The sequence below is a fragment of the Methyloversatilis universalis FAM5 genome (assembly GCF_000214035.2).
GTDB classification, from domain to species: domain Bacteria; phylum Pseudomonadota; class Gammaproteobacteria; order Burkholderiales; family Rhodocyclaceae; genus Methyloversatilis; species Methyloversatilis universalis.
This window is the reverse complement of sequence record NZ_AFHG01000044.1, coordinates 1-15,868: the sequence shown is the minus strand read 5'-3', so window position 1 is coordinate 15,868 and position 15,868 is coordinate 1. Positions and strand designations below refer to the sequence as shown.

At 69.6% G+C, this 15,868-nt stretch carries 10 protein-coding genes and 1 pseudogene; all 11 read left to right on the top strand.

The annotated features are described in order from the left end of the window. The first annotated feature begins 13 nt into the window (after positions 1 to 13). A complete protein-coding gene (locus METUNV1_RS08050) occupies positions 14 to 5,254 on the top strand; it encodes an alpha/beta fold hydrolase (protein ID WP_008060644.1) in 5,241 nt (1,746 codons plus the stop codon). Continuing rightward, complete coding sequence (locus tag METUNV1_RS08045; RefSeq protein WP_008060642.1) at positions 5,254 to 7,971, top strand: beta-ketoacyl [acyl carrier protein] synthase domain-containing protein; 2,718 nt, start codon at positions 5,254 to 5,256, stop codon at positions 7,969 to 7,971. Before METUNV1_RS08050 ends, METUNV1_RS08045 begins: the two co-directional genes overlap by 1 nt. Further along, positions 7,968 to 9,116, top strand: coding sequence for an ACP S-malonyltransferase (locus tag METUNV1_RS08040; RefSeq protein WP_008060641.1), 1,149 nt, complete (start codon positions 7,968 to 7,970; stop codon positions 9,114 to 9,116). Before METUNV1_RS08045 ends, METUNV1_RS08040 begins: the two co-directional genes overlap by 4 nt. Continuing rightward, positions 9,113 to 9,367 carry an acyl carrier protein gene (locus METUNV1_RS08035; RefSeq protein WP_008060640.1) on the top strand — a complete coding sequence of 85 codons (255 nt, stop codon included), beginning with the start codon at positions 9,113 to 9,115 and terminating at the stop codon, positions 9,365 to 9,367. Before METUNV1_RS08040 ends, METUNV1_RS08035 begins: the two co-directional genes overlap by 4 nt. 2 nt (positions 9,368 to 9,369) lie before the next feature. Next, a complete protein-coding gene (locus METUNV1_RS08030) occupies positions 9,370 to 11,154 on the top strand; it encodes a fatty acyl-AMP ligase (protein WP_008060639.1) in 1,785 nt (594 codons plus the stop codon). Next, positions 11,144 to 11,914, top strand: a complete 771-nt coding sequence (locus tag METUNV1_RS08025) for a thioesterase II family protein (RefSeq protein ID WP_008060638.1) — start codon at positions 11,144 to 11,146, stop codon at positions 11,912 to 11,914. The genes METUNV1_RS08030 and METUNV1_RS08025 overlap by 11 nt, the downstream gene beginning before the upstream one ends. Position 11,915: 1 nt before the next feature. Continuing rightward, positions 11,916 to 12,626, top strand: a complete 711-nt coding sequence (locus tag METUNV1_RS08020) for a 4'-phosphopantetheinyl transferase family protein (protein ID WP_008060637.1) — start codon at positions 11,916 to 11,918, stop codon at positions 12,624 to 12,626. A 150-nt stretch (positions 12,627 to 12,776) separates the two neighbouring features. Continuing rightward, positions 12,777 to 13,604, top strand: coding sequence for a DUF6502 family protein (locus METUNV1_RS08015; RefSeq protein ID WP_043359399.1), 828 nt, complete (start codon positions 12,777 to 12,779; stop codon positions 13,602 to 13,604). After that, positions 13,604 to 14,593 carry a DUF5666 domain-containing protein gene (locus tag METUNV1_RS08010; RefSeq protein WP_139026327.1) on the top strand — a complete coding sequence of 330 codons (990 nt, stop codon included), beginning with the start codon at positions 13,604 to 13,606 and terminating at the stop codon, positions 14,591 to 14,593. The genes METUNV1_RS08015 and METUNV1_RS08010 overlap by 1 nt, the downstream gene beginning before the upstream one ends. A gap of 126 nt (positions 14,594 to 14,719) precedes the next feature. Next, on the top strand, positions 14,720 to 15,544 hold the full coding sequence (locus tag METUNV1_RS08005) for a DUF6502 family protein (protein WP_008060633.1): 825 nt from the start codon (positions 14,720 to 14,722) through the stop codon (positions 15,542 to 15,544). Positions 15,545 to 15,547: 3 nt separating this feature from the next. Beyond that, a pseudogene (locus METUNV1_RS08000) lies at positions 15,548 to 15,868 on the top strand (DUF5666 domain-containing protein); the annotation flags it as partial.

The window sequence follows — 15,868 nt, the reverse complement described above, 5'->3', positions numbered from 1 at the left end:
CCGGGGATTCCGCATGGACATGAGCATCGCCGACGAACTGTCGCCGGAAGAGGCGCTCGCGCTGATCGAAGGACTGGAGATTGACGCCGCACCGGTGTCGCCCGCGGTACGGCCCGTCGTCGCACCGGTGGCACGCGACCCGGCTGCACCGGCCGCCCGGCCGGCGCTCGAGGTGGCGCTCGAGCAGGATCTGGGCGCGCTGGTGATGGCGGTGCTCAAGCTCGAAGCCGCCGACTTCTCGCCGACGCGCTCGCTGATGGACTACGGCATGGATTCGATCTCGTCCACCGAGATCGGCAACCGCTTCACCGCGCGTTTCGGCATCGTCATTCCGCCCACCGTGTTCTTCGAGTTCCAGGACCTGCGCGGGCTCACCCGCTACCTGCTGAAGAACCACAGCGCCGACGTGAAGCGCGTGCTGGGCGAACTCGAAGGTTCGGTCGCCGTCGCGCCGGAGGTTGCCGCACCCCGCGCACCTGAGCCCGTCGTGCCGGCGACGGCCCGGGTCGCCACGCCGATTCCGGTGCCCCGGCCGGTGCCCTCCGCAACGACGCCGGCAGCGCCGGCGGTGACCGTCGCAGCCGACTCGCCGCTGTCGATCGAGGCTCTGTGGGCGGAGCAGGGCGGGGCCGCTGCGCCGGGGGCCATCGCTGCGCCCGCACCCTCAGCCGCCACCTTGCGTGCACCGGCCGCTCGCGCACAGGACACCGCCACCCCCGAAGGCGGCGTGCGCCAGCCCTCGCGCGAACACCTCGACGCCCAGCAGGTGGTCGTCGACCAGGCGCGTTCGGTCAGCGTGCAAGGGCGTTCCGGCCGCATCATCGAAGCCGCGGTGTATGGGCAGGGGCGGCCGGTGCTGCTGCTCGGCGGCCTGGTCATGCACACCTCGGTCATGTGGCGGCTGCAGCTGCGCGAACTGGGCGAGCGCTACCGGCTGATCGCCTATCACATGCCGGGCTGCGGACGCACCGATTTCTACAGCCCGCTCACGCTGTCGTCGATGGCGTCCGACGTGGCCGAACTGCTCGACGGCCTCGGCATCACCGATGCGCTGCCGGTCATCGGCTATTCCTTCGGCGGCGTGCTGGCTCAGCGCTTCTGCCTCGACCATCCGCAGCGGGTGTCGGCGCTGGTCGCGACCGTCACCTCACCGTTCGCGCAGGGCGCGAACGACTTCGCGACGCTGATGCGCGAGCTGCAGACCAGTGACCGTTTCATGGAACTGAACCGCGGCTGGAATATTCCGTCGCTGCCGGCCTACCAGGCCGTCGTCGGCGCCTTCGACCACCGTGAGGCCCTGTCGGCGCTGCGCTGCCCGGCGCTGGTGATCAGCGGACGCGACGACCGTTACATGCAGCCAGCCTACGGTCGCGCGCTGGCCGATGCACTGCACGGCGCGCGCTACGTGTGCTTTCCGGGTGCCGGCCATCTGCTGGGTTTCACTCACTTCGAGGCCTACAACCGGCTGCTGCTGCGTTTTCTCGATGAAGTGGCGCCCGCGTGCAGCGAAGCTGCGGGCCTGCCGACGCTTTCGCCCGCCAGCGCTTTCATCAGGCCGGATGCCGACACGCTGCAGGTGCTGGAAGACTACGTGCGCCGCGGCGACCAGGGGCATTGCGCCATCCTGTCGCCGCAGTCGGCCCAGGTCGCGCTGCTGCTCAACCGGATACAGTCGCAGAACAAGACCGGTGACGAGGACTACCGCTGCCTGTTCCTGACTTCGCAGCACGAAGCGCTCGACGCCGCGCTGCGTCTGGCCCGGCACCGCGCCCGCAACCGCGACGCCGACAGCAGCGGCGAACTGCTGCTGGTCGATGCCGGCGAGGGCTGGCGCCGCTATTTCGATCCGCTGGACGCCGGCCCGGACGACGCGCTGGTACCCGGCGTCACTTTCGTGTCCACCGCGCTGGAAGCGCTTGAACGGCTGGAAGGCGGCGCTTCGCCGGTGGCCGTGGTGCTGGTGTGCGACGCCTTCACGCCGGTCGATGATGCCGACCGCCTGATCGCCGCCTGCGCGCGGCACGAGCGGGTGAGCGTGCTGGTCGACAACAACGACGCCGACACCGGCGCTGCCGGATGGATCGCGCCGGCCTGCCGCGAGCGCGCCGACATGATCGTGCTGGGCGAATCGATGGCCGGCAGCCAGGTGCCGGTGGCCGCCTGCATGGTGCGCGCGCCGGTACACCAGACCTGGAGCATGACGCCCAGCGAAAGCTATGTGCGCAACGTCATGACCAGTTTCGGCTTTCCGCTGGCGGTGGCGCGCGAAGCGCTGCTGGCGCGCTTCGCCGACCTGATCGACGGCGACACGCACAGGTTGATGCGGCGCATCGACGCCGATGTCGACGCCTGCTTCGATGCCCACCTGCGCTGGGGTAATTCCGGCTACGCCCGGGTGGCGCGCCTGCACGGCTTCGACGCCCGCTTCGAAGCGGCGCGCGGCATGAAGTCGCTGCTGCGCGACCGCGAAGGCACAGCGCGCACCGTGCTCGACTGCTTCGTGAACGTGGGCACCAGCCCGCGCGGCCTGAACCCGCTGGACGTCATCACCGGCGTTGCGCGCGTGCACGACGCGAACACCGATTACTGGAGCGAACTGGCTGCGCTGCTGAGCGAGCGCACCGGCCTGCCGCACGCCTTCCCGGCGTCGAGCAATGTCACCGCAGTGGAATCCGCGCTGACGCTGGCGGCGCTTGCTGCGCCGGCGAAGCGCCGCATGCTGTTCTTCTCCGGCGGTCTGGGCTTCTCGATGCTGAGCGCGGTGGCGTCGCACGACGCGGTGTTCGACATCTTCCGCAAGCCTTTCGAGCCGCTGTACCGCCACAGCGTGTTCATCGACGCGCACGCGCCGGACGCCGCACAGAAGCTGGAAGCCGAACTGCTGTCGGGCGACATCGGCCTAGTGTGGTTCGAAACCATACAGGTGGATGCCAACGCCACCCGTCCGCTGCCGCCGCAGCTGGTCGAGCTGATCGTCCGCCACCGCGAAGCCGGCGGCTATCTGGTCGGCGTGGACGAAACCCAGACCAATCTGATGACCGGCCGCCTGCTGCACAGCGCGCCGCAGGTGCCGTCACCCGACCTGGTGGCGCTGGGCACCGCGCTGTGCGATTCGCTGGTGCCGACTGGCGTCGTGCTGTGCAGCGACGCGCTGCGGCAGCGCGCGCAGCAGCGCTCGCCGGCGCGGCTGCAGGAGCTGGCCGGCCGTCAGTGCTGCCCGCTGTCCGCGCACATATCGCTGCACGCGCTCCGCAAGGTGTTCGAACAGGGGCTGGACGAACGTGCCCGGACCACCGGCGCATCGTTCAGGGCGAAGCTGACCGCGCTGCAGCGCGATGTGCCGATGATCACCGCGGTGCGCGGCGAGGGCCTGCTGCTCACCGTCGATCTCGACCTCGCCGGCGCTGATCCCTTCCTGCAGCGCAGCTTCGGCTACCTGCTGTGGGGCGCCATGCTGCGCGACCCGGTGCAGGGCGTTGCGGTCGCGGTCTGCCCGATCCACAACAACAGCCTGCGCTTCCTGCCGCCGCTGAACATCGCCGACGACGAGGTCGACCTCATCGTTGACAGCCTGCGCCGGCATCTGTCCGGCGGCATCGCGCCGGTGGTGCTCGACTGCGCCGCGCATTCAGCGCGCATCGGCGAAACGCGCACCGCCGAATTCCTGAAATCCCTCGTCCCCACCGAAAACAAGGAGGTCCGTCGCATGAGTGCTCCCCGTTCACTGTCCGCGCCGCCGGTCGCCCGCGACTTCACCCGCGCCTTCGTCGACCGCATCCCGGGTGGTGCACGCATGCTCGAACGCCTGCGCGGCAAGGGCCGCTCGCCGCGCCAGCTGCCGCGCGTATGCGTGGTCGGCGCCGGCGTCGGCGGCATTTCGATCGGCAAGGCGCTGACCGAGTACGGGATTCCGTTCGACTGCTTCGACGGCCGCGACCGCATCGGCGGCATCTGGGCCTTCGACCCGGAACGCAAGTTCACGTCGGTGTGGCAGGCGATGAACCAGAACACGCCGCGCGGTCTGTACCAGTACACCGATTTCCCGATGCCGGACGACTACCCGGATTTCCCGTCTCACCAGCAGGTGCATGCCTATCTGGAAAGCTATGTCGACCACTTCGGCTTCCGCGACCGCATACAGCTGAACACCCAGGTCAAGCGTGCCGAGCGCATCGGCGACCGGGGCTGGCGGGTGACGCTGGACAGCGGCGAGGTGCGCCACTACGACGCGCTCATCGTCGCCAACGGCCACCACAACGAACCGAACTTCCCGGATTACTACTACCGCGACGTGTTCGACGGCGAGGCCATCCACTCGCAGCACTACCGCTACCGGGAGGACTACCGCGACAAGGACGTGCTGGTGGTGGGCGTGGGCAACAGCGGTTCGCAGGTGGCGGTGGACATCAGTCACGCGGCGAAGTCGACCTGCATTTCGCTGCGCCGCGGTGTCTATGTGCTGCCGCACTATCTGTTGGGCCTGCGCATGGACCGCGCGATGGCCTTCCTGAACGACTGGTGGTTCAAGAAGATCCTGCCCTATCCGCTGTTCAACCTGGTGCACACCGGGCTGTACAAGGCGCTGATCCAGCGCCACTCCAGCATGGGCATGCCCAAGCCGGACCACCTGATGATGTCCAGCCTGCCCACGCTGTCGGAGAATTTCGCCAACCGCATCGGCGACGGCAAGCTGAAGATCGTGCCCGAGGTGAAGTACATCAAGGGCCGCAAGGTGTTCTTCGCTGACGGCAGCGTGCGCGAGTTCGACGCCATCGTCTATTCGACCGGCTTCAAGACCACCTTCCCCTTCCTCGACAAGCAGTTCCTGAACGCCGACGACAACAGGGTGCCGATGTTCAAGCGCATCTTCGTGCCCGGCGTGGACAACCTCGCCTTCATCGGCCTGTTCCAGGCGGTGACCTGGGGCTTCCTCGACATGATGGAAGCGCAGGCCAAAGTGGTGGCCGAGCATTACGCCGGCTTCTACCGCCTGCCGGAGGTCGCGGCGCAGCAACGTGACATCGAGCGCGAGCAGAAAATCATCCGTCGCGAGTACCTGGCGACGCTGCGCAACAACTATGAAATGCACGGCCCGACCTATATGCACGAACTGGCGAAGGAGCACGCGCGCGGTCGGACTCGCGCACGGAAGGCCGGGCTGCCGATGCCGTGCCCGGCCAGCGGCGTGCCGGTGACCGAGGAAGGTGCCCCGCAGGCGGCACCGGCACCGGCGCTGGCTGGAGCGGGTGTCTGATGCCGCTGCCGCCCCCGGGCGCCATCGCCATCGTCGGTCTGGCCGCACGCTTGCCCGGTGCAGCCGACGTCGCCGGCTTCTGGGACAGCCTGCTCGGCGAACGGCCGGCGATCGCCGAAGTGCCGGCCTCGCGCTGGGACTGGCGCGCGGTCCACGCGGCGCCGGGCGCCGCGGCGAACACCGCCTATTCCAACGTGGGCGGCTTCATCGACGACGTGGATGCCTTCGACCTGCGTCACTTCGGCATCGCGCCGCGCGAAGCCGAAGCCATGGACCCGATGCAGCGGCTGTTCCTGCAGTCGGCGTGGACTGCGCTCGAAGACGCCGGCATTCCGCCGCGCAGTCTGTCCGGCCGCCGGGTCGGTGTGTTCGCCGGCGTCGGCAATGCCGAATACACCGCGCTGATGCGCGCTGCGCAGTGCGACAACGACGCCTACCGGGCGACCGGCATGGCACTTACGCTGGTGGCGAACCGGTTGTCCTATGTGCTGAACCTGCGCGGACCCAGCCAGGTGGTCGATACCGCCTGCTCGGGTTCGCTGGTGGCGGTGCATCGGGCGATCGAACAGCTGCGCCTCGGCCAGTGCGAACTGGCGCTGGCTGGCGGTGTGAGCCTGATGCTGAGCCCGGAACTGCATGTCGCCTTCAGCCAGGCGGGCATGCTGAGTGCCTCGGGGCGCTGCCGTCCTTTCGACGCCGAAGCCGACGGCTATGTGCGCGGCGAAGGCGTCGGCGTGGTGGTGCTGAAGCGGCTGGACGATGCGCTGCGCGACGGCGATTTCGTCCACGCCTGCATCCTTGCCTCGGCCGAGAACCACGGTGGCCGCGCGCACAGCCTGACCGCGCCCAGCTTCAAGGGACAGGCCGAGGTGGTCGCGGCCGCCTGGCAGGCCGCCGGGCCGGCGGTGCGCCATCTGTCCCATGTCGAAACCCACGGCACCGGCACGCCGCTCGGCGACCCGATAGAGATTGCCGGGCTGAACGAGGCGCTGCGCCTGTGCGGTGCGTCCGATCCGGCGTGCGCGCCGGAGGGCGACATCCGGCTCGGTGCGCTGAAGGCGCGCATCGGTCACCTCGAAGCGGCCGCCGGCATCGCGGGTCTGATCAAGACGGTGCTCGCGCTGCGCCACGGGCTGATACCGGGCCATCCCGCTTTCGGACGGGCCAATCCGCAGCTCGAACTGAAGGCCTCGCCGCTGCGCATCGTCGATTGTCCGCAGGCCTGGGGCGAAGGGCCGCGCGTGGCGGGCGTCAGCTCCTTCGGCTTCGGTGGCGTCAATGCGCACGTCGTGCTGCAGGCGCAGCCGGCACCGGTGTGGTCCGGCGGCGATGCGCAGGCCGAGGTCGTGCTGCTGTCGGCACGCGACGCCGACACCTTGCGCGCGCGCGCAGCGCAGCTGTTCGACTACCTGTATCCGGAGGTGCAGCCGCGCGTGCTGTGCGCGCTGCAGCAGGCCAGCGACGCACTCGACGTCGACGCGCCGTGGCCGGCGCTCGGCGTCGATGCGGACAGCGTGATGCGCGCCGCACACGCCGCTGCTCAGGGCCTGGGCATCGAACCCGTGCGGCTCGATCTGCGCGACTGCATGTGCTGGGGCGATGTCGCCGCCGCATTGAGCGAAGCGCTGCCCGCCGCAGCGCCGTCCGACCGACTGCGCGCCCGCGCCAGTCTGTCTAGGGCGTCGCTGGCGCCGACCCTGCGCGCGCTGGCCGGCTCGCTGTTCCTCGGTCGCGATCTGCAATCGCATCGGCTTGCCGTCGCCGCGCAGGACGTCGGCGGACTCGCGCTGCAACTGGCCGCATGGCTGTGCGACGCGCCGGCGCCTTTTGTCGTCGTCGCGCAGAGCGCTAAGGACAGCGGCGGCGAGCGGCCGCTGCCCGACTGGCGGAGCGCAGCCAGTCTGGCCGACTGGCTGCGTGCGGCGCTCGCATTCCCTTCGCTGAGCGAACAGCTGTCCGCGCGCTACGCGGCCGATCACCTTGCGCGCGTGCCGCTGCCCACGCTGCCCTTCCGTCGCGACCGCGTGTGGTTCCGGCCGGCGACCCCGCTTGCGCCGCAGCCGTCTGCCCATCTGCCGCCCTCCCTTGTGCCGCACGACATCGACACGCTGCTCGGGCCGTGGACCGTCTTCTTCGGCAGCAGGCCCGCCTGCCTGCCGTCTCTGCTGCCGTGGCCGGGACATGTGGCGACCGGCGGCCCGGTCCGTTTCATTGACGTGGCCTGGGCGGCCGGGTCGCCGCGTCACCGGCGCCTGATGCCCGTCCTTGCCGACGGCAGTCTGCGCTATCGCGCGCAGGCGGACGACGGCGCGCAGACACTGCTGCGGGCCGGGCGCATCGTCGCCGGCGAGGGTCCGGATGCGACGGCGGGGGGGCCGCCGGCCTTCGCGATGGCAGTCGACCTGCCGTCGCCAGGCGATCCGCAAGCGCTGTGGATGCACTGGACGGTGGCCGTCGCCCGCGCACTGCAGGGCATGTTCCGCGACGTCACCACGGCGCCGCTGCTGCCCTACCGCGCGACGCGGGTGAGCTGGGCCGAGCTGCCGACCGCGGGACCGCAGCGCCTGCTGCTGAGCACGGACGCCGACAGCGGTCGCCTGGATCTGCGCGGCGAGATCGAGGGCCGCACGGTGCTGCAGATCGATGGCCTGGAACTGCGCGAAGCGCGCTGGCTGCTGTCGGTGGCGGCCGAGGCCGGTGCGGAGCTGCAATCGTGAGGGCGGTCGTCTTTCCGGGGCAGGGCGCGCAGCGCAAGGGCATGGGCGTGGACCTGTTCGAGCGCTACCCGCGGCTGGTGGCGCAGGCCGATGCGGTGCTCGGCTACAGCCTGCACCATCTGTGCACCGACGGCGCCGACCGTCTGATCGACACCCGCTACACCCAGCCGGCGCTGTTCGTCACCGGCTATCTCGGCTATCTCGATCATGAGCACCGGCATGGCGCGCCGGCCATGCTGGCCGGACACAGCATCGGCGAATTCGTCGCGCTGGCGGCGGCCGGCGCCCTCGACTTCGTCGACGCGCTGCGTCTGGTCGACCGTCGGGCCCGCATCATGGCCGGCATCCGCGACGGTGCGATGGCGGCGGTCATCGGTCCGGGGCGCGACGAAGTGGATGCCCTGATCACGCGCCTGGGTGTCGATGGACTCGAGATCGCCAACGAGAACAGTCCGACCCAGACCATCGTCGCCGGCCTGTCGGGCGAGATCGACGCCTTCGTCGAGCGCTGCCGCGAGGCGGGCACGCGGGCGGTGCGCCTGCGTGTCAGCGGCGCCTTCCATTCGCGGCACATGCGGCCGGCCGCCGCTGAGTTCGAACAGGCGCTGCGCGAAGTCGCCTTCCAGCCGCCGCGCAGGCCGGTGGTGGCCAATGTGACCGCGCGGCCGCACGACGGCCGGATCGCCGATGTGATGGCGGCTCACCTGTACAGCCCGGTGCGCTGGATGCAGTCGGTGCACGCCATGCTCGAAGCCGGTGTGACCGAATTCGTCGAGATCGGCCCGGCGCCGGTGCTCGCGCCGATGATCGGAGAGATCCGCAGTACCTGGAAACCGCCGGCCGTCGCGGCGCCGGTCGCTGTGGCGCACTGGCCCGAATTCGCGCCGCCGCCGGTGACCGGCCCGCACGCGACGCTGGCCGCGTCACTGCATGCGCTGTATCGGCAGCCCGCGCCCCGCGTGGCCGACTGGGCCGCGCTGTGGTCGCAGGGGCAGGGCGTGTCTGGCTGGCCGCCCCTGCAGCCCGTTGCGGCGCCGCGTGCGCTGCGCCGGCAGATACGCCTGGCCATCGAAGCCCTGATTCCGGCCGCTGCGTCCGCGCAGCACGCCCACCCTTCTTCACACCTGCACGGACGACAACCATGAGCACCGAACACGACATCGCGGACTTCATCACCGCCTTCATTGCCGACCGCACCGGCGTGGCTGCGAACGAGATCGAGCCTGACGAGAATCTGGGCAGCTACGGCCTGGGCTCGATGCAGGCAGTGGATCTGGTGGGCTCGCTGGAAGACCGCTACGGCGTGACCCTGCCGCCGGCGCTGGTGTTCCAGTACCCGACCGTGAATGAACTGTCGGTCGCGGTGGCGCAGCGCGCCGCGACAGCGGGGGTCTGATCATGTACGCCCGCATCGATACCGACGAACTGGCCGGCGCGCTGTATGACGAGGTGTCCGTGCTGTCGGTCGGCGACATCCTGCTCCGGCGTGCCCGCCAGCATCCTGGGCGGGTGCTGTTCCGCTTCCTCGACGAGCAGGGGCGGGAGGAGGACGTGCTGACCTATGGCGACGCCTGGCGACGCAGCAGCGTGATCGCGGCCGAACTGGCCGGGCAGGGCGCGGCCGGCGACCGCATCGCGCTGTTCTACCCGGCCGGTCTGGATTTCATCGTCGCTTTTCTCGGCTGCCTGCTGGCTGGCCGCATCGCGGTGCCGCTCAATCTGCCGAGCCGGCGGCGGGTGGACCGCTGCCAGCGCATCCTGCGCGACTGCGGCTGCCGGCAGGTGCTGACGGTGGCCGCACTGGAAGAGGGGTTGCGCGACATCCTGGCGGTCGATGCTGACCTGCCGCTGGCCTGGCTGGCCACCGACACGCTGCGCGACGAAGCCGAGGTAGCGGCCGTCCTGCCGCCGCCGGCCGACGATCGCATCGCCTTCCTGCAATACACCTCCGGTTCGACCTCGCACCCGAAGGGTGTCATGGTGAGCCAGCGCAACATCACCACCAACCTGCGCATGATGCGCAATGCCTGGGAGCTGGATCACAGGTCCAACACCGTGTTCTGGCAGCCGCATCATCACGACATGGGGCTCATCCTGGGCCAGCTGCTGCCCATCATGCTGGGCAACGAAACGGTGCTGATGGGGCCGAACACCTTCGTGCGCCAGCCGCTGATCTGGCTGGACGCCATTTCGCGCTACCGGGCGGTGCTGGCCGGCGGACCGAACTTCGCCTACGAACTGGCGGCACAGCGCTGGCAGCCGGGCCGGCTGGAAGACTGCGACCTGTCGAGCTGGCGCATCGCGCTGAACGGTGCAGACGTGGTGCGCGCGACCACGCTGGAGCGTTTCGCCGCCACCTTCGGACCGCTCGGCTACCGGCCGGCCACCATGCTGCCCTGCTACGGTCTGGCCGAAGCCACGCTGTTCGTGTCCGGCGGTCCGGTGTCCGAACTGCCGCGGCTGCGCAGCATCGATGCCCGGGCGGCCGAGTCGGAACGGCGGGTGACGGACGACCTCGGCGGCACCGGCCGCATCGTCGTCGGCTGCGGCCTGCCGTCGCAGGAAATCGACATCGCCATCGTCGATCCGGCCACCGGTGAACGGCTGGAGGCCGACCGTCTGGGCGAAATCTGGGTGTCCGGCGCCACCAACGCGCTCGGCTACTGGCAGCTGCCGGAACAGAGCGCGGCCATCTTCGCTGCGGAGATCGCGGACGAGCCCGGCTGCCGCTACATGCGCACCGGCGATATCGGTTTCATCGGGGCGGACGACGGGCAGGTCTATATCTGCGGCCGGATGAAGGATCTGCTCATCGTCGATGGCCGCAATCTGCACCCGGAAGACGTCGAATACACCATCATCGAATCGCATCCGCTGATCAAGCCGCAGAGCTGCGCGGTATTCGAGGACGAGCGCGGTGAGCAGCGCAGGCTGGTGGCAGTGGTCGAAGCCGACCGCGAACTCAAGCGTGCGCTGCCCGACATCGAGAAGGTGCTGCGCATGCAGGTGCGGCGCGCGGTGTCCGAAGAACACGGGGTCGCGATCGCCGACATCGTGTTCATCGCCCCGGCCACGCTGCGCAAGACCACCAGCGGCAAGGTGCAGCGCAGCCTGATGAAGCAGCTCTATCAGCAGGACGGGCTGGATCTGCTGCAACCGGTGGCGGTGTCCGATGCAGTCTGAGCCGGGCTGCGGCAGCGTCGTCCGCATCTGCGACGCCGGGCCGCGGGCGCCGTCGGTGCTGGCGGTGCCGTATGCGGGCGGCAGCGCGCAGTCCTTCTTCGCCTGGAAGCCACTTCTGGAAGGGCGGGTTTCGCTGTGGGCGCTCGAGCTGCCGGGTCGGGGCCGCTGCTTCGGTCAGCCCATGCCGCCGTCGCTGGTGGCGCTGGCCCAGGGGCTGGCCCACACGCTGCACGCCCACGGTGTGCAGCCCGATCTGGTGTTCGGTCACAGTCTGGGCGCGCTGATTTCCTTCGAGCTGCTGCGTGCGATGCGCGCGCAGGGGCGGGGGCTGCCGGCCGCCGCGCTGATGACCGGGCGCATCGCGCCGTCAAAGCCGACCGCCTTCGGGCTGCCGCGCTTCACCCGCGGTGACCTGATCGACTATCTGCGCGACCTGGGCGGGACACCGGACAGCGTGCTGCACAACGATGCGGTGATCGACATGATGCTGCCGGTGCTGCAGGGCGATCTGGAACTGATCGCCTCTCACGAGCACCGGTCTGCCGCGCCGCTGGATCTCGATCTGGCGGTGGCGGGGGGCTTCGACGACAGGCGGGTACCGATGGACGGGCTGCTTGCGTGGCAGCAGGCGTTCTCCGGCGACTTCTCGCTGCACATGTTTCCCGGCGGTCATTTCTTCATCGAGGAAGACCGTCCGGCCGTGGCCGAACTGCTGTGCGGGCTGGCCGGGCGTGCCGCACTGCGCAGCGAGGCCGCCTGAGGTGGCGAGATCGGGCGCGGGCGACGCGGTCCGGGTGTTCGTGGCGTCGGTCGATGACCATGACGCGGAACGGCTGCGTCATCTTGAACAGGCGGTCCTGCTCCCTGACGAACGGCGTCGTGCCCGGGAGATGCTGCATGCACCCGGACGCCGGGCCTACATTCTCGCGCACGCGCTGCAGCGGCTGGTGCTGCGCGAACTGCTCGGCTACGCACCGGTGTTCGCGGCCGGGCCGAATGGCAAACCGGAGCTCGCATGCCGCAGTCTCCACACCAATCTCAGCCACAGTGCGAAGCATGTGGCGCTGGCGGTCAGTCCGGATGCCGCAGTGGGCGTCGATATCGAATCCCTGCCACCGAAGGTCGATATGCATCAGGTCATGAGCGCCGCGCTGACGCCGCACGAACGCGAGCGGGTAAGGGCGGAATCCAATCCGCCGCTGTCCTTCCTGATTCACTGGACGGCGAAGGAAGCCTACGTGAAGGCGACTGCGGAAGGTCTGTCGCGCAGTTTCTCTTCGCTCAGTCTGGCCACCTCGGATCTGTCGCTGCACCTCGAAGGCCCGGACGTGGTCCGGCATGTCCTGCACTGCAGTGCCTTTCCCGACCATGTGGTCGCGGTGTGCGCACTGGGCGACAGCCTCGCCGGCTGCTGCATCGAACATGCACTGTGCGACATCCACGGTCTGACAACCCGCATGTTCCTGTCCTGAGGCCGTTCTTGCGGCGCCTCTCCACGCGCGCCACGGTTGCATCACAGTGCGCAGTCGGAGGGCGACCTCCCCGACACTTGTTAGGAATGATTCGCAGTCCGTAAAGGTTTCTCTGTGGGATACTTTCAGGGATTCGATTCTTTGCAGACCATGACTGATCCTTCCATTTCCGATGCATTGACCCGCACGCTGCGTACCGTGCTGCGTCCGGTTGTCCGGCTCATGCTGTCCAAGGGCGTCACGCTTCCGCTGGCGGTCGAACTGATGAAGCGGGTGTTCGTGCAGGTTGCGCTGGAAGAGAGCGCGACCGACAAGCCGGTGACCGACAGCCGTGTGAGCCTGCTGACCGGCGTACATCGCAAGGACGTGAAGCGCCTGCGCAACCTGCCCAATGCCCACGCCGACCTGCCGCGCACCGTGTCGCTCGGCGCACAGCTGGTGAGCCTGTGGACCCGCCGCGCTCCGTGGGTGGATGAACACGGCGAGCCGCGGCCGCTGCCGCGGCTGGCCAGCGCCGGCGGCGATCTGTCCTTCGACGCGCTGGTGGCGGCAGTGAGCAAGGACATCCGCGCCCGTCCGGTGCTGGACGAGTGGCTGCGCCTGGGCGTGGCCCGTCTGACCGATCAGGACGAAGTGGTGCTCAACGCCGCCGCCTTCGTTCCGCAGGAGGGCTTCGAGGAGAAGCTGTCCTACCTCGCGCTGCATGTCGGCGACCACGCGATGGCGGCGGTCGAGAACACGCTGGGGCGCAGCGATCCATGGTTCGAGCGCAGCGTGCACTATCGCGGCCTGTCGGGCGCCGATGTGGAGGCGCTGCGGGCTCGCGCGTCCGAACTGGGCATGAAGGCGCTGCAGACCCTGAACGGTGAGGTGAAGGACGAGGTTTCGGTCGCCGACGCGGACGCCGTTAACAGACGCTTCACGTTCGGCGTCTATTTCTACGCCGATGACGATGAAAGGTCAGAGGAGACCTCGTAGTGCGCCTGATTGCTGCCCTGCTTTGCCTGATGGCCCTGGTGCCGGCACAGGCAGCACCTGTATGTGTCGATGCCGGCCAAGGACCGTCCGCTGAAGCGGGGGGCGTCGGCGGTACCGGACATGCGCCGGGCGAGGGCGGCGGCATCGGCGGTACCGGCGCACGCCTCGGCGTGGTCGGCGTCATCACCGGTTTCGGTTCCCTCTGCGTCAATGGTCTCCGGCTGCAGTACGACAGCAGCGCGCGCATCAGCGAAAACGGCCGCGACACCGGCGCGCAGGCGCTGGCGGTGGGGCAGTTCGTGTCGGTCGAGGTCGAGCGGACGGGCGACGCACTGCTGGCGCGCGACATCGGCATCGTCCAGCTGCTCGAAGGTCCGCTCAGCGCGTCGCCGGAGGGCGGTCGCTTCGAGGTGATGGGCCAGCCGGTGCGGCTGCTGCCCGATGCGCAGGTCCAGGACGGGGGGCGTCCGCTTCAGCCGGGCGACCCGGTCAAGGTCAGCGGCATGCGGGCGCCCGGCGGGCTGGTGCATGCGTCGCGCATCGAACGTGCTCCCGCGCTCGAACTGGCCAGCGTGATCGGCGATGTCAGCCACGACAACGACGTACCGGGCATCGACGGACTGCCGGTGGAGGGGGCGCTGGGCGAAGCGGCGGAGTCGCCGACGCGACAGCTGCTGGCGCGTGGCCGCTGGGACGGCCGGGTGCTGCGCATCCTGGAAACCCGCATGGACCCCTCGCTGCGCTTTGCCGACCGGGTGAACAACGTGGTGCTCGAAGCGCTGGTCAGTGGCCGCCTGGACGACGGATCGCTCAATGGCTGCGGGCTGCAGGTGGTCGGTGCGGCGGCGGCCCGTCTGCGCGGCCTGGCCGCCAGCGACCTGCTCGACGTGCGCCGCGTGCGCATGACCGGGCACATCGCGCCGGACGGGCGCTTCGTCGCCGAAGAGCTGGACGCCCGTCTGCGCGGCCAGCCAGAGCCGGTCCGCTGACCTTCGGCCGAACAACGCCGGCCGGCTGTTCCCCTGAAACCGTGAGCGCTTCATGGATTGACACGTTCGTGTACTGCAAAACGTGGGATAATTTCACTCACAATTGCAGCCACTCCAGAACGTTTCATGACCGACGCCGGCATTCCGGATCTTCTGACGTCCGCGGTCCGCACCGTACTGCGTCCGCTCGTCCGGCTCATGCTGGCGCGCGGCGTTACGCTGCCGCTGGCGATCGAACTGCTCAAGCGTGTCTATGTTCAGGTCGCGCTGGAGGACTGCGCGCCGGGCGGCGCATCGACCGACAGCCGGGTGAGCCTGATGACCGGCGTGCATCGAAAGGACGTGAAACGCCTGCGCGCACTGCCGGACGCCGGGGCCGAACTGCCCCGCGCGGTGTCGCTGGGCGCACAGCTCGTAAGCCAGTGGACCACCGCCGGGCGCTGGCTGGATGCAGACGGCCGCCCGCGCGCACTGCCGCGGCTGGCCAGTGCGGGGGGCGACGGTTCGTTCGACGCACTGGTGGCTTCGGTGTCGCGTGACATCCGCGCCCGACCAGTGCTGGACGAGTGGCTGCGCCTGGGCGTGGTGCACCTGAATGAGGCCGACGAGGTCGTGCTCAACACCGCCGCTTTCATTCCGCAGAGCGGCTTCGACGAAAAGCTCAGCTATCTGGCGATGAATGTCGGCGATCACGCGATGGCGGCGGTCGACAACACCCTGGGCCGACCCGATCCGTGGTTCGAGCGCAGCGTGCATTACCGGCGGATGACGCCGGAGGCGGTGGCCGCCCTGCGCGTGCGCGCGTCCGAACTGGGCATGCAGGCGCTGCAGACGCTCAATGCCGAAGCGGCGCGCGCATCCGCCCCCGCAGCGGACGAGGCCACGGCCCGTCGCTTCACGTTCGGCATCTATTTCCACGCCTCGGCGGCCGACCGCCAGGCGCGAGACTGAACCATGCTGTCCCGCCTGCTGACCTTCCTTTTTCTGATGCAGGCCGGACTTGCGCTGGCGGCGCCCGCCTGCCTGGATCCTGAACTTGACGGCCGCGATCCGCGCGTTCCGGCGGTACAGGGCGGGGTCGGCGGAACCGGCCGCGCGCCGGGCGAAGGCGGTGAGGGCGGCATCGGCGGCACCGGCGTGCGCAGCGCGGGGCCGACCGGTGGCACCGGCGGTACCGGCATGCAGGCGCAGGGTCAGGGCGGGCTGGGGGGCACCGGTGCACGGGCGGCGGGCCCTGGCGGGGTGGGTGGAACCGGCGCCCGGGCTCAGGCGCCT

Coding starts and splice junctions, on each gene's coding strand:
- METUNV1_RS08015 (WP_043359399.1), top strand. CDS start 12,777: ATGACTGATCCTTCCATTTCCGATGCATTGACCCGCACGCTGCGTACC.
- METUNV1_RS08005 (WP_008060633.1), top strand. CDS start 14,720: ATGACCGACGCCGGCATTCCGGATCTTCTGACGTCCGCGGTCCGCACC.
- METUNV1_RS08035 (WP_008060640.1), top strand. CDS start 9,113: ATGAGCACCGAACACGACATCGCGGACTTCATCACCGCCTTCATTGCC.
- METUNV1_RS08030 (WP_008060639.1), top strand. CDS start 9,370: ATGTACGCCCGCATCGATACCGACGAACTGGCCGGCGCGCTGTATGAC.
- METUNV1_RS08025 (WP_008060638.1), top strand. CDS start 11,144: ATGCAGTCTGAGCCGGGCTGCGGCAGCGTCGTCCGCATCTGCGACGCC.
- METUNV1_RS08050 (WP_008060644.1), top strand. CDS start 14: ATGGACATGAGCATCGCCGACGAACTGTCGCCGGAAGAGGCGCTCGCG.
- METUNV1_RS08045 (WP_008060642.1), top strand. CDS start 5,254: ATGCCGCTGCCGCCCCCGGGCGCCATCGCCATCGTCGGTCTGGCCGCA.